The sequence below is a fragment of the Lysinibacillus sp. IITD104 genome, assembly GCF_036698265.2.
GTDB classification, from domain to species: Bacteria; Bacillota; Bacilli; order Bacillales_A; family Planococcaceae; genus Lysinibacillus; species Lysinibacillus boronitolerans.
Genome location: NZ_JBAHYH020000001.1, coordinates 2051687 through 2064730 on the forward strand (window position 1 = coordinate 2051687; position 13044 = coordinate 2064730).

Consider the following 13044-nt stretch of genomic DNA (forward strand, 5'->3'; position numbering starts at 1 on the left):
CTGCCAAAGTAGCTCAAAAAAATAAACTAGTTGAATGGCACTACTGATACATGTAATGCCATTCTATGGTTTATCCATCATGTAATGATGAAGAGCCTACTTTTTAGTATAAAGAGGAAATTGAATACAAAATGTTGTACCTTTTTCCAATTCGCTTTGAACTGTGAATGTTCCTCCGTGATCATGAACAATAGAATCAGCTATAGCAAGTCCTAGTCCTGTTCCGTTTCTGTTTCTCACTGCATCACTCCGGAAAAATCTATCAAAAATAAAAGGGAGGTCTTCCTTAGAAATCCCAATGCCTGTATCTTCAATGTAGATATATATCATTTTATCAGTTTGTAAAAGCTTTAGATAGATTGATCCTCTTTGTGTGTACTGAGCGGCATTATCTAATAATATATAAATTAATTCAGTTATATTATTTGAATTTCCAATAAATTCAACATTAGGTTGGATTTCTGTTTCGAAAACGATTGATTTCGGTAACGCTCGTTTAAACTTCCTACTAATCGTTATTAGCAACTCTGTTAAGGAGATTTTTTCTTTAGTTGAATGAATACGATTTTTGTCATGTCGGGCTAAAAATAATAGTTTATCTAATAGCTCTTTCATTAACTCTGCTTCATGCTTTAAATCTTCAATCAATTCTTTACCGAAATCACTCATATTATTAGCTTCATCAGTTTCTAAAATATCGAGTGAACTATAAAATACACTTAGCGGTGTTCTTAACTCATGAGAAGCATCTGAAACAAAGCTTTTCTGTTTTTCAAGTGCATGTTGAATGGGGATCATGGCTTTTCCTGCCATGTAGTAACTTAAAAATCCAATTATTATCGTAAAAATTATAATTAAAATAATAAACAGTAAGATCATTTTTTGAAAAAAATGATATTGTGATGTGGTCGATTTGCCTATAACAATATATCCAAGGAATTCATCGTTCGGCTGAATGGGTTTCGATAAAATTAAAAGATGTTTATCGCGCCACTTTATATTTTTTACAAAACGTTTAGAAGGATCTTCCGTTTGAATGATTTTTTCTAGATCTTTAAATAAACCTTGATAGTTTTCGTCACCGTGGACTAGTATCTGGTCTTTTGTATAAATATAGTAAAAATACATACCATTTGGGTTAAATTCTAATTTCCCTTCATTATCATTTTTGTGCTCAAAAAAGTCATGATATTGTTCTTTATAATAAGTTTCTAGTTCTTCTATTTGTTGGTAATTCATTAGTTGAACTAATGAAAAATAAAGAATAATAAGAAAAGCAAAGAAAAAGCCTATAAAATTAATGGAGTTAAATAAAGTTAATTTTTTACGAGTTTTCTTAAACATGCTACCTCACTCTGTATCCTATTCCTCTAATGTTTTCAATAATGGATTTTGGTCGATTATAATCGATTTTTTTACGAACTAATTTTACTAACGCATCAAGGTTGTTGTTAGTCATCTCATGATCAAAGCCCCATACTTGTGAATAAATTTGTTCTCTAGTAAGAATGATGCCTTTGTTGATAAAAAGGTACTCTAACAATAAAAATTCGTTTTTAGTCAATAGTATTTCTTGATTATCTTTAAAAAGTGTTCTGGAATCCAAATATAACTTTAAATCATCAATTTGAATGATTTGATGAATGGATTTATTTTTTCTTCTTAAAATGGCACGTATTCTCGCTAAGAGTTCTTCCATTTTAAATGGTTTAACAACATAATCATCAGCACCTGCATCTAATCCGCAGATAATGTCATTGCTATCATCCTTTGCTGTTAGTATTAAAATGCCTCCTTCATAACCATTTCTTCTAGCTTCTTTGCACACATCAATACCGCTTATTTCTGGCATCATCCAATCTAGTATGACTAAATCGTATGTATGAAACAGTATGTATTCTAATGCATGCTGACCATTATCTACAGCATCCACCTGATGAAATTCTTTTTGAATGATGTGAACAATGTTTTTTCTTAATCGATTATCATCTTCAGCTATCAGTATTTTCAACGAAGCTCCTCCTACCTTTTTTATATTCAATATAACTAATTTATAACAACATTATGAAATCCACCTGAATTTTTTGTGCGACCAATCTTCTACTTATTCTAAGCCAAAAAAGAAATTTAAATTAAATATCGTAATTTTTTCTAGTACCGTTTTTCAGATTTTTTTCATATTGGTTGCTTAGACTAATGTTGAACCTCAATATGGAAGGAGATCTCCTATGCGCTATTTAAAAATTTTTGGGATAGTATTGGTAGTGATGTTTTTTTTGTATGATGTAAATCCCATTTATGCTGATGATATTTTTGAAGGAAGAGATGAGTATGATGAGGGTAACGGTAGACAACAACACGAAGAAGGGCGTTATGAGGACCTTGGTGAATTAATTGGTTGGTGTGCATTCATAGGAATTGGTGCAGCGGGTATGATTTTTCCTATTAGAACCTTCTTGAAGTCTGTAATTCGTACTTTTCCACAATCTAAAGGGCTATATTTATCCGTAGCAAAGTTAATAGGTAGATATCATATTCTTTTTGGCACAATGGCATTGTTGCTAGGTATTGGTCATGGGCTAATCATGTACTTTAATGAGGGTGAATTGGAGAATGAAGGAATTATGGGCTTGATTGTAATTATTCTTTTGTTAATTACTGCTATTATAGGAACGAATTTATTCAACAATAGAAAAAATCGAAGCTTACGAACAATCCATATGACAATAGCCGCAATAAGTGTGATTACAGGAGGGATTCATATTTTTATCTCTTAATCATGTTAAGCTTACTAAGCTTAACATTTTTGTTGCATATAGCATTCATTTCTATATTTGTTGTATAAACAATGTCTTAGACAAAGAATCTCTAATATTTGAGCTTAATGCAAAATGATTACTTTAGGGAAGTGTGATGAGTGTAATTATATTTAAATATTTTCTCATTTGGTCTTCTTATAGGTCATATATTGGCTATGGTATCTTTCAGCAGAAAAATTCTACACCTCAGCTTAAAAAAATACGATTGATTAGAGATAAAAGCTGCAAGCAATCTTAGCCAACATAAGTACGGCACGACCCCAAAATAAACAAAAAACTAGGTACGCCAATGAGGGGTACCTAGTTCTATTAAAGGGACACTTGGGATGGAGTGACCCTAGTAACAATTTCGGAGGTGTAAGGCTAATATAGCTTTACACTACTATATATATGTTGTGATGGCTATGATTGAATAGTTAATTGCCTGAGAAATAATCGATGACATGCAAAAATAGTTTTGGTATTTCGTTGATCGTATAGGATAAAAATGGTAAGGTGAATATAACTTTAGGAACAAGGAGGAGAATTCACATGAAAAAAAGAGCTATTCGTTTTTTAAGCATGGGTATAGGGTTCTCCACAGCTGTTTTTTTCTAAAATCAATGAGCGAGGGATAAGTCTGCCCTTTTTTAGAAAAATACAATCCAAAAGGAGAAAAGAATATGAAAACAAACATAATACGTAAAAATCCAATGCAGGTACCTAGCCCTGTTGGTAAATATAGCCACATCACAATCATTCCGAAAGATGCAACAATGTATGCATTCTCTGGACAAATAGGGGTTGGTCAAGATGATCAACTGCCTGTAGGACTAAATGAACAAATGATCAATACATTTAAAAATATTGAAGCGCTTTTAGCAACTGAGGGATTGGATGCTTCTCATGTGGTAAAAGTGAATATATGGGCGACAGAGGAGATTGATTGGCATCATTTCGATCAGCAATGGGAAATGATGTTTGGTCATTCTTATCCTTCTATGACGATTGCTTATATATCTGCATTAGGGCTACCAGATATTAAAATAGAGATTGAACTTTGGGCTGCTAAATAGCCTGAAAAACGACAATATCCATGTGGTATTGTCGTTTTTGTGTACAGATCTGTATTAACGTGACATCCTTTTTAATTGTTTCATTTCATAATTTAATTCGTCAATTTGCTTTTGTAGTTTGTCAATTTCATTGCTATTATTTTCATTTTCCTTCAACTCATCCTCTAGGGCAAGACCAGCCGCAATGGTCGATAGAGCGTCTCCAAGTGTTGTAATCGCCCCCGCAATGACAGCCAGCCTAGCTGCATGACTCACGGATTCCAATCCCTCACTATTCCGATTACCTTTATTTTGCTTCATATAATCCTCCCTACAAAAAAGGGTATTATTTGCAGTGTATGCTTAGAATAAGAAACAGGTGAAGAATTTATTTGCATCAAATAATATAAAAAGCAACTTATATATGTAACAAGGGTAAGTTGGTTTTTAGAAGGCGTTTTTCAGAAGTCTATGGTCTTTTTTCAATACATTCAGAGAATAAATAAATATTTTAACTCATGTGAAAATGTGTTGTCAATAATAAATTTGTAATTTTATTTAAAAATGTTATAATAGTCTTACGATCATTTTTTTATAAACGTATTTCGAATTCCGATGTCCTATTTTGCAGAAAGAATTTGGATACGTTTTTTTAATTTTTAAAAACAAAATTGTTTTAAAGAAGTTATTTAAAAAAATTTACTAGCTAATAGTAACTTCGTTTTTTATTCCATAAGGAGGACTAGATGAATGAATCTAATTAATAAGAAAGTTACACACAAGCGCTTTGGCATAGGTAGTATAGTTAAACAAAATGATTCAAGTATTGAAATACATTTTGCATCAGAAAATAAAAGGTTTGTTTTTCCAGATGTATTTGGAAAGCACCTAACAATACATGATAAAAGTGATGCTAAGTTACTTGAAGAGATTATACAAAAAAAGGAAATTGAACGAGAAGAAGAAGAAGGGCGGAAGGAAGAGGAAAAGAAACGTCAACGAAAAGAACTGTTACTTCGCTTGGAACACGAAAAACTTATGAGTAACCATAAACTTCATCCTGCATCACAGATGGTTTTTTGGTGTGATTCAGAGGAACAGAATCGTTCTTTTTCAGAGTGGAAAGTTTTTTCGGGTATATTAAAGAGTGGTACTAACAAAGGAAACCCAAACAAGCCGAGCCGTTTGCATCAAAATAGCGCTGTCCTTTTAACAGCAAGAGATTCCAGTCAGCTTGAAAAAGATAGACGCATCTTAGGTGTCTATATGGTGAATGAAAATTTTGTTGGTAAACTGTGTGAAGATGGACATATTCCTGCTCATTCAAAATACAGAATTCAACTGACAGAACAGGAATCGGATCAGCTGCTTTTCTGGCAATATTATATCAATGAAAAATTCCCCGAAAAGATGACATGGAAGACAGGTAAATATCGTTATTTCGAAAATTTATGGATGGCTCAAATTTTACTTGATATCATTGCGCTGAAAAGTGACCCAAAAGAACGAGAGTTGGCACAACAATTCTTTAAACATTTTTGTAAAATGAATCAAATAACAGTTCAAGAAATTCCAAAACCTGATGGCGCTTTAACCCGTATTTAGTACAGTGAACCAATTATCAAGATGAAGAGACATACCCGCTTGAAAGTGAAAAAAATAACTGCAATGAATACAAGTCACTGGATTATAAAATCCAGTGACTTGTATGTTTATCTCCTAATTAGCATTCAATTACCTATTCCCCACAAAGTACCCGAATGATTCACTTTTATTTCTTATTAGACTTAATAAAGTAAAAGAAACAGCGTTAACAATGATTAACGCTGTTTTTAAATTAGTCACGTTGGTGACCAAATAAAATGGGGATGTGTTTCTTGCTGAAGATATGAGCAAAGATGGAAAGCGAGTAGGGTACATTACCAATATATGATGTTTACCACCAAGCTGATAGGTATTTATCCTTTACAATAAATAATCTTTATTTCTTTGTCGTAGGGGAGGAATTGTCCAATATGTGCCGATTCGCCATAGCCATTCCATTGGGCCAAAGCGGAAAAAGTATAGCCATAGCTTACTAAAGAGCAATTGGCAAACATAAATGCCTAGACAAATCCACAAAGATTCAAGATAGCGAAGTTGTCCGATTAAACCGAAAGCATGGCCAATTAAGAGAATGAGCACGGTTTGCCCCAAGTAATTAGTCAAGGCCATGCGCCCATATGCTTTTAACGGTGCCAATAGTCGCTGGAACAAAGTACTTTGTAATAATAGGATGATTGTTCCCATGTAAAAGGCAGAAGCGAATGGGCTAAACTGTAGTCCAATTAATGAAAATTGCTCGATATTAGTAATATGAGCTGCTAGCTGATCCTTTGGCAAATGTTGGATGTTGACGAGGGGCTCAGGGACATACTGCCATTGATAAAACCAGCTAACCATGCTTATCAAGCCCATTACAATCGTCACTAACCTGATTTTATTTCGATGTAACGTGATATTTTCAAATAAATGATATTGACCTGCAGCTAGACCAAGCAAAATCAGTGGAAATGGCATTAAAATTTTTAGACCAAAATAGGCAGTGATGGCTAATAGGATGAACCCAAGGATGAGATTGATGCCTTTGCGCATTTTATAAAATGGTAAGGCTATAAAGCCAAAGATAGCATAGACTGTTAAGGCTTCACCTGGTTGGAAATAAAAATGAACAATCCCTATAAGCAGTAAAATCAAAAGTCTACGGCTAAATAAGGCATAGGCTTTTTCACCCCTTGCCTGAGCGCGTGAAATAAAGAGATAAAATCCTATTCCAAATAAAAATGAAAAAATGATAAAAAATTTACCCTCTACAAAAAGTGTTAGAAAGCGGCTATAGGCAATATCGTTTGCCAATTTAGGTGGTTCGATCCACATTAACGAGGGGATATTGACTAGAATAATGCCTAGTAAGGCGAACCCTCTTAAATAATCTAATGTATCAATTCGTTTATTACTGTTGGTCGGTTGCACGTAAATCTCCTCCTTCAAACCCAATTATAAGGACGCTCTCTCAAAAGTAGTAACGATGAATGTTACGTGAATCTGACAAAATTGTCATCTTAATGAGGTTCTTTTGGCTCGGGGTAAATCGCTAATAGCTCATGTGCATGCTGACGCAAAAGCTGAATTAATGCTTGCGGTTCTTTGACAATCGCATGTTGACCAAGGCGAAAGAATAGGGAGCTATTAAAGTGGAGCTCATGTTGATCGATGATCGTATCGATATAGCCTGTTCCATCACTATGTCGAACAACCGCTTTTTCCAGATGGGGCTCACTTAAACATTGACGAACGCCCTCGCTTGATAATTCAACATATAAGCGAATTGGCTGCTGAGGCTCATAGTCAGTTTCTAGCCATTGCTGCAAATTCATCGTCGTTTTACGGTTTGTTTCACCAACTTTTATGCCTTTAATTCGATCTACACGGAAGAGTAATATTCTTTCATTTGATAGCAGTAGCGCAGGCATATACCATAAGCCATCATGAGCGTACACGCCAATAGGCTGGATATGCTTTGAGGTCATACCAGACTTCGATTCATAGTGGATATGCAATTGTGATTGGTTAATGATAGCCTCTAAAACGTCAGTTAAGAGTGGTGTTGTAATGGCTCTTTTAGGGTTCCAAAAGGCAATATAGGATTGCAGCGTATCCACCTTTTTCTTGGCTTCCTTCTGTAAGGATTCATACAGCTTTTGAGAGACAGACTGCATTTCAGTATTAAAAGGTAAATCACGATAATAATGCAAAGACTGGAATGCAAAGAAAATAGCGACCGCTTCTTCCTCGGTAAATAATATAGGAGGGAGAATGGCATTTGATAGCACCGTATAGCCCCCATATCTTCCCTGTTCCGCGTAAATGGGTAGACCCATATCACTTAAATCCAACAGGTAACGATGTACCGTTCGCACGGAAATATGGAAGGTGTCGGCAATTTCCTGCGCTGTAAATTTCTTTTTCTTACTGACAAATAACAAAATATCAATTAATCGTTTAGCTTTGCTCATATTTTTTCACCTTTTTATTTAATCATGCCAATAGTTGTCATGTTTTATGTTTAGTATAGAGATTGTACAAGAGATTTTCAAAAGAAGAGGAGCTGACGTAATGTCACGAGAAATATTGGTATTTATTGCAGGGAGTTTAGATGGATTTATTGCCAAGGAAAATGATGATCTACAGTGGTTAGAGGAAACAGAGGGAGAAGGAGATAATGGCTACGCTGATATGTATCAAACCATTGATACCGTCATTATGGGAAAACGGACATATGATTATATCCTAGAGCACATTGATCCGTTCCCTTATCCTGATAAAAAATGCTATGTCTTCTCCACAACTCAAACTGGGGAAAATGAGCATGTGACGTTTGTCCAAGAGGATGTCATCACATTTACTAAACGTTTAAAAGAGCAAGAAGGCACAAAGATTTGGATGGTAGGGGGAGGGGCCATTCTAGATGCTTTTTTACAGGAGCGGCTAATTGACGAATGGATTATTACGCTTACACCGCATTTACTGGGCTCAGGTATACCGTTGTTTACATCTCCACGTCCATTCGAAAACTTAAGGCTATTGGAAACAAAACGATATGGTCAAATGGTACAACTGCATTATGAGGTAAGGAAAGAGGCTTAAATCAAGCCTCTTCTTTATTGGATAAAGGAACGATAGATTTCTCCTAAGAGACCTTGCATTTGATGGACGCCTGTATCGGTGTTAGTCATGGCAACAAAGCCTTTGTCTAGGTGGGGATAGGCCACTAGCATACATTGATAGCCAACACCCCAGCCAAGCGAGGATATTTCAAGCTGCTCACCAGCACCATCAAGAAATACACCAAGGCCCATCCATTCCTTACAGCCCTGAGGACGAATTAGCTCATGGATTGAAGCTAAACCAAGTGTACCTTTTCCCTTTAAAGCCTGCATTACCTCTTGTAATAATTTTGCTAGATCTGACGGTGTTGTCCATAATCCACAAGCTGCATCATACGGGTAAATAGGGTATCTCTGTGCTGTTACGGTGCCATCTTTATGATGACCACTTGCTGTATTGGCAGTTGGAACTGCGGAAGAAAAAAAGCTATTTGTCATGGCTAGTGGTTGAAAAATCAGGTCTTTCATGAGTGTTGAAAAATTTGAGCCTATTATATCCTCCATTAGCAATTGAACAATGCAAAAGCCAGCATCGGAATAATGAAATTCTTGCTCAGCCTCAAATGTACTATCGATTGGTATGGGACAATAAGGAGTTGTCCCTTTTAATAAGTCAACCATCGAAGGACTCTGCCATAGTGAATGTAAGGGAGAGAAGCTGTCTTTAGGGTCAATAATCCCCGCCTGATGACTTAACAAATGTCGTAATGTAACCTTTTTTGCCTGAGTGTAGCGATTATCTGGCATCTTCCAGGATGTGAGCTTTTGATTAATATCCTCATCTAAATCCACTATACCTTGCTCGACCAGCTTCATCACTAAAATGCCTGTAAGTAGTTTACTGATTGAACAGGCATTGAAGATGGTTTCGGTATTGACTCTGTTAGTTTTCCCAACCTCTAATAGACCAAAGCAATCTGCTTGCTGAAGCTCACCATCCTTTATATAGGCAATGCTGAGGCCAGTTATTTGTTGTAGCAACATTTGCTCATGTATTGTCATGAATTAAGATCTCCTAGTTTTTCCTTTATTATACCATAATTAGGAACGAATGTTCTTGGAAAACTATCGTTATGTCAGCTGAAATCTATTGTATAATAAAGGAATTATTTCTACAAAGGTACATATAATGGAGGGGTTCTGTGACAAAAGCGTTTCCACAAAAAATACATATTATTGGGTCGGTTGGCAGCGGAAAAACGACATTGGCGAGGAAATTATCTAAAACCTTGCAAATTCCTTATTATGAGCTTGATAATGTGGCATGGATTCGAAAGGAATCAGGGGATATTCCAAGAACAGATGAAGAAAAAAAGGAGCACTTACAAACCATTCTCCAAACGAACAGTTGGATTATAGAGGGGATCCATCAAGAGGAGTGGGTTATTGATAGCTTCCAGCAAGCGGATTGCATTATCTTTCTCGATACGCCTTATAAAATTCGGATCTTTCGTATTATAAAAAGATTTATGAAACAAAAAATGGGCATCGAAAAAGCCCATTATCAACCAACTTTTTCGATTTTTTTTAAAATGTTTCGTTGGAATAAACGCTTTGAACGGGTAGGGAAACCTAAATTCTTTCAACAGCAACAGGCTGTATTGACTAAACTTTTAATGATTCAGCGCAAAAAGGATTTAGATTCCTATTTTCGACAATTCTAAAGCGTATCCCGATGTCAGGATACGCTTGTTCTTAGGCATTTTTCTTTGTCCGTGTTGTCCGTTTTCTTGTAGCTGGCTTTTTCGTTTTTTCTAATGAAGCCTGTAGTGCTGTCATTAAATCCGTGACATTTTCAGGGATTGGACGTTGTTTATCACTTGTAGCGATTGTATTTGTAGCTTTCTTTTCTTCAATTAGTTCTAATAAAGCATTGCGGTAATCGTCTGTATATTTTTCAGGGTTAAATGTAGTTGTTAGCTGTTCCACTAGCATAAGCGCTGTATCAAGCTCCTTTTGTACTACATCCTGTTCACTTGGAATGTTTGGAACATCGCCAATACTCCTTACCTCATCTGGATAGTGAATTGTTTCCATTACGAGGGCATTTTGATAAACACGCACGATGGCAAGCTGCTCTTTAGAACGGATAATGATTTTAGCAATGCCAATTTTCCCTGATTGTTCTAATGTTTTTCGTAACAATGAATAGGCTTTGGCACCCGTCGAATCGGGTGATAAAAAATAGGTGCGTTCAAAATAAATCGGATCGATTTCAGTTAATTGCACAAAATCAATAATTTCCACAGCCTTATCTTCATTTTCCTTACGCAAGTTTTCTAAATCCTCTGGATCCAACACAACAAATTTATTTTTGGCATATTCATAAGCCTTCACGATATCTTCATCTTTTACCTCTTGGTTACAGCCCTCACAAACCTTTTTATAGCTAATCGGCGTATGGCAGTCTTTGTGAAGCTGACGCAATTTGATATCTTTATTTTCAGTTGCAGCATGTAGTTTCACAGGAATATTAACAAGTCCAAAGGAAATACTGCCTTTCCACACTGTATGCATTGTTGTCACCTCGTTTTTCTTACTATGATGTATTTTGAGGTTTTTTATGTATCTTAAATAGAAATCTTCAAACACTGAAGATAAAAAGCAAAGAAGGTATTGTGGAATGAGACCAATGCTTTTAACAGAAACAAGCGAAATACCTAATGGGGATGAATGGCTATTTGAAACGAAATATGATGGTTTTCGCTGCTTATTCGTTTGGGATGAGGAGCCGCAGCTCATTAGTAGAAATGGTCGAAATTTAAATCACCTGTTTCCAGAAATTTTAGCTTTTTGTCAGCAAATACATGCATCGATTCAATCATTTTTACCTCTTACCTTGGATGGGGAGTTAGTTTATTTACGCAATCATTATAAAAGTGATTTTGCCGTTGTTCAAAAGAGGGGGAGAATGCAAAATCAAGACGTGATTCAGGAACATGCTAATTCATTTCCTTTTCACTATCTAGCATTTGATGTTTTAACCCTTAAAGGAGAACCCTTCCAAAATCGCTATTTAAAGACGCGGAAAGAACAATTGGTCAAGCTTGCTACGAAGTTCAATTGGCCAAGCGTGGACTATGAGAATCCAACGCCTATCCAAATCATACATGGTAGTGAGGAGCATGAGAGCTTATGGCAATCCATCAAGCTTTACAATGGAGAAGGCATTGTTGCTAAGAAGAAAACAAGTAAATGGCTTGAAAACATACGATCAAAACATTGGTTAAAGATAAAAAATTGGCGTTATGTCACAGTCATTGTCACCCAATATGACCATAGCAATAGCTATTTCCATGGTGCGGTGTTTGAGGACAATCAATTACGAGAAGTTGTTACGTTTAAGCATGGTATGACAGAGGAAGAGCATCAAACACTTGTCAAATTCTTTCAGACTAATGGACTTCGTAAGAAGGAGCGATGGCAACTTGAGCCTTCTATTTGTGTTGACATTGCCTGTATTGATTTTGATGGTAGTAAGCTTCGGGAACCTAGATTTCATGCCTTTCGATTAGATTTGTTACCTGAGGAGTGTCATTGGCAGCACATGCAACGCCAATTGTATCCTATCCCTGACTCCGTTGCTATCACACATCCAGACAAGCCTGTATGGCCAAAAATGGGTATTACAAAGGATCAATATTTGTTCTATTTGCAAAATATATCGTCCTATTTATTGCCTTTTCTAAAGGACCGCCCTCTAACGCTAATACGCTATCCACATGGTGTTCCAGGTGAAAGTTTTTATCAAAAAAGTAGACCTGAAAAAATGCCTGATTTTGTGGCAACAGCCGTGATGGATGACATCGATTATATCGTGTGTAATAACTTGGAAACCTTATTGTGGCTTGGAAATCAGCTGGCATTAGAGCTCCACATTCCATTTCAAACACATCGTTCTCCATACCCGACAGAAATTGTTTTCGATTTAGATCCTCCCTCAGCACAAGATTTTTCATTAGCCGTTTCAGGAGCACTTGATTTAAAGAACATTATCGATTATTTTCAGCTACAATCCTTTGTCAAAACATCAGGTGGAAAAGGTTTACAGCTATATATTCCTTTACCCGCAAATACATTTACTTATGAAGAGGTACGTATATTTACAGAATTTGTTTGTCGCTTTTTATGTGAGCAAAAGCCCAATTTATATACAATTGAGCGTTTAAAGAAGAATCGTCATGAAAAATTATATTTAGATTATGTCCAGCATGCAGAGGGCAAGACCATCATTGCCCCGTATTCCACTCGAGGCAATGAACTGGGTTTAGTAGCAACACCGCTTCTCTGGGAGGAGGTCAATGAAAACCTTACACCAGAGCTTTTTACGATTCCTTTTGTCATGGAGCGCATGAAAAAAATGAGCAATCCCTTTCAATCTTTTCGTGAAGTAGGGGAGCAACAAGATTTTCAAGCTGTTCTAGATCGTTTAAAGGTTTAAAGACAGTAAACTTTAGAGCATTTTGATAAAAAAGAGAGTGGATT

The 13044-nt window shown here is 35.9% G+C and carries 13 protein-coding genes; 6 read left to right on the forward strand and 7 right to left on the reverse strand.

What is annotated here, in order from left to right:
• Positions 1 to 96 precede the first annotated feature (96 nt).
• Together V1L66_RS10330 and V1L66_RS10335 are read right to left on the reverse strand one after the other, a co-directional pair.
• The gene (locus tag V1L66_RS10330; RefSeq protein ID WP_333006544.1) at positions 97 to 1344 is read right to left on the reverse strand and encodes a HAMP domain-containing sensor histidine kinase; all 1248 of its coding nucleotides are present in this window, start codon (positions 1342 to 1344) and stop codon (positions 97 to 99) included.
• Position 1345: 1 nt separating this feature from the next.
• On the reverse strand, positions 1346 to 2011 hold the full coding sequence (locus V1L66_RS10335) for a response regulator transcription factor (RefSeq protein WP_016992197.1): 666 nt from the start codon (positions 2009 to 2011) through the stop codon (positions 1346 to 1348).
• A gap of 217 nt (positions 2012 to 2228) precedes the next feature.
• On the opposite strand from V1L66_RS10335, the gene V1L66_RS10340 reads away from it, so the two are divergent.
• Positions 2229 to 2777 (forward strand): hypothetical protein, encoded by a 549-nt coding sequence (locus tag V1L66_RS10340; RefSeq protein ID WP_333006546.1) that lies wholly within the window; start codon positions 2229 to 2231, stop codon positions 2775 to 2777.
• 704 nt (positions 2778 to 3481) lie between these two features.
• Positions 3482 to 3874 (forward strand): RidA family protein, encoded by a 393-nt coding sequence (locus V1L66_RS10345; RefSeq protein ID WP_333006548.1) that lies wholly within the window; start codon positions 3482 to 3484, stop codon positions 3872 to 3874.
• Positions 3875 to 3928: 54 nt separating this feature from the next.
• On the opposite strand, the gene V1L66_RS10350 is transcribed toward V1L66_RS10345, so the two are convergent.
• Positions 3929 to 4174 carry a hypothetical protein gene (locus V1L66_RS10350; protein ID WP_333006550.1) on the reverse strand — a complete coding sequence of 82 codons (246 nt, stop codon included), beginning with the start codon at positions 4172 to 4174 and terminating at the stop codon, positions 3929 to 3931.
• Between the two features lie 429 nt (positions 4175 to 4603).
• On the opposite strand from V1L66_RS10350, the gene V1L66_RS10355 reads away from it, so the two are divergent.
• On the forward strand, positions 4604 to 5458 hold the full coding sequence (locus tag V1L66_RS10355; RefSeq protein ID WP_333006552.1) for a malate synthase: 855 nt from the start codon (positions 4604 to 4606) through the stop codon (positions 5456 to 5458).
• A 360-nt stretch (positions 5459 to 5818) separates the two neighbouring features.
• Here the strand turns inward: V1L66_RS10355 and V1L66_RS10360 are convergent, their stop codons facing one another.
• Positions 5819 to 6865 (reverse strand): DUF418 domain-containing protein, encoded by a 1047-nt coding sequence (locus tag V1L66_RS10360; RefSeq protein ID WP_016992193.1) that lies wholly within the window; start codon positions 6863 to 6865, stop codon positions 5819 to 5821.
• Between the two features lie 89 nt (positions 6866 to 6954).
• On the reverse strand, positions 6955 to 7908 hold the full coding sequence (locus V1L66_RS10365) for a YafY family protein (RefSeq protein ID WP_333006555.1): 954 nt from the start codon (positions 7906 to 7908) through the stop codon (positions 6955 to 6957).
• 100 nt (positions 7909 to 8008) lie between these two features.
• Between V1L66_RS10365 and V1L66_RS10370 the strand changes: the two genes are divergently transcribed.
• Complete coding sequence (locus tag V1L66_RS10370) at positions 8009 to 8539, forward strand: dihydrofolate reductase family protein (RefSeq protein ID WP_036076400.1); 531 nt, start codon at positions 8009 to 8011, stop codon at positions 8537 to 8539.
• Positions 8540 to 8553: 14 nt separating this feature from the next.
• Here V1L66_RS10370 and V1L66_RS10375 read toward each other — a convergent pair whose 3' ends face one another.
• Positions 8554 to 9561, reverse strand: coding sequence for a serine hydrolase domain-containing protein (locus V1L66_RS10375; RefSeq protein WP_333006556.1), 1008 nt, complete (start codon positions 9559 to 9561; stop codon positions 8554 to 8556).
• 140 nt (positions 9562 to 9701) lie between these two features.
• Between V1L66_RS10375 and V1L66_RS10380 the strand changes: the two genes are divergently transcribed.
• Entirely contained in the window at positions 9702 to 10223 is a 522-nt protein-coding gene (locus V1L66_RS10380; RefSeq protein WP_333006557.1) for an AAA family ATPase, read from the forward strand.
• Between the two features lie 31 nt (positions 10224 to 10254).
• Here V1L66_RS10380 and V1L66_RS10385 read toward each other — a convergent pair whose 3' ends face one another.
• The gene (locus tag V1L66_RS10385; RefSeq protein ID WP_333006558.1) at positions 10255 to 11076 is read right to left on the reverse strand and encodes a Ku protein; all 822 of its coding nucleotides are present in this window, start codon (positions 11074 to 11076) and stop codon (positions 10255 to 10257) included.
• 106 nt (positions 11077 to 11182) lie between these two features.
• Here V1L66_RS10385 and V1L66_RS10390 point away from each other — a divergent pair, with 106 nt between their 5' ends.
• Positions 11183 to 13000: a DNA ligase D gene (locus tag V1L66_RS10390; protein WP_333006559.1), complete on the forward strand. Its 1818-nt coding sequence runs from the start codon at positions 11183 to 11185 to the stop codon at positions 12998 to 13000.
• The last annotated feature ends 44 nt before the right edge of the window (positions 13001 to 13044 follow it).

Excerpts from the sequence above, each read along its gene's own strand:
- V1L66_RS10385 (WP_333006558.1), bottom strand. The coding sequence starts at position 11,076 with ATGCATACAGTGTGGAAAGGCAGTATTTCCTTTGGACTTGTTAATATT.
- V1L66_RS10375 (WP_333006556.1), bottom strand. The coding sequence starts at position 9,561 with ATGACAATACATGAGCAAATGTTGCTACAACAAATAACTGGCCTCAGC.
- V1L66_RS10390 (WP_333006559.1), top strand. The coding sequence starts at position 11,183 with ATGAGACCAATGCTTTTAACAGAAACAAGCGAAATACCTAATGGGGAT.
- V1L66_RS10355 (WP_333006552.1), top strand. The coding sequence starts at position 4,604 with ATGAATCTAATTAATAAGAAAGTTACACACAAGCGCTTTGGCATAGGT.
- V1L66_RS10350 (WP_333006550.1), bottom strand. The coding sequence starts at position 4,174 with ATGAAGCAAAATAAAGGTAATCGGAATAGTGAGGGATTGGAATCCGTG.
- V1L66_RS10340 (WP_333006546.1), top strand. The coding sequence starts at position 2,229 with ATGCGCTATTTAAAAATTTTTGGGATAGTATTGGTAGTGATGTTTTTT.
- V1L66_RS10345 (WP_333006548.1), top strand. The coding sequence starts at position 3,482 with ATGAAAACAAACATAATACGTAAAAATCCAATGCAGGTACCTAGCCCT.
- V1L66_RS10330 (WP_333006544.1), bottom strand. The coding sequence starts at position 1,344 with ATGTTTAAGAAAACTCGTAAAAAATTAACTTTATTTAACTCCATTAAT.
- V1L66_RS10365 (WP_333006555.1), bottom strand. The coding sequence starts at position 7,908 with ATGAGCAAAGCTAAACGATTAATTGATATTTTGTTATTTGTCAGTAAG.
- V1L66_RS10370 (WP_036076400.1), top strand. The coding sequence starts at position 8,009 with ATGTCACGAGAAATATTGGTATTTATTGCAGGGAGTTTAGATGGATTT.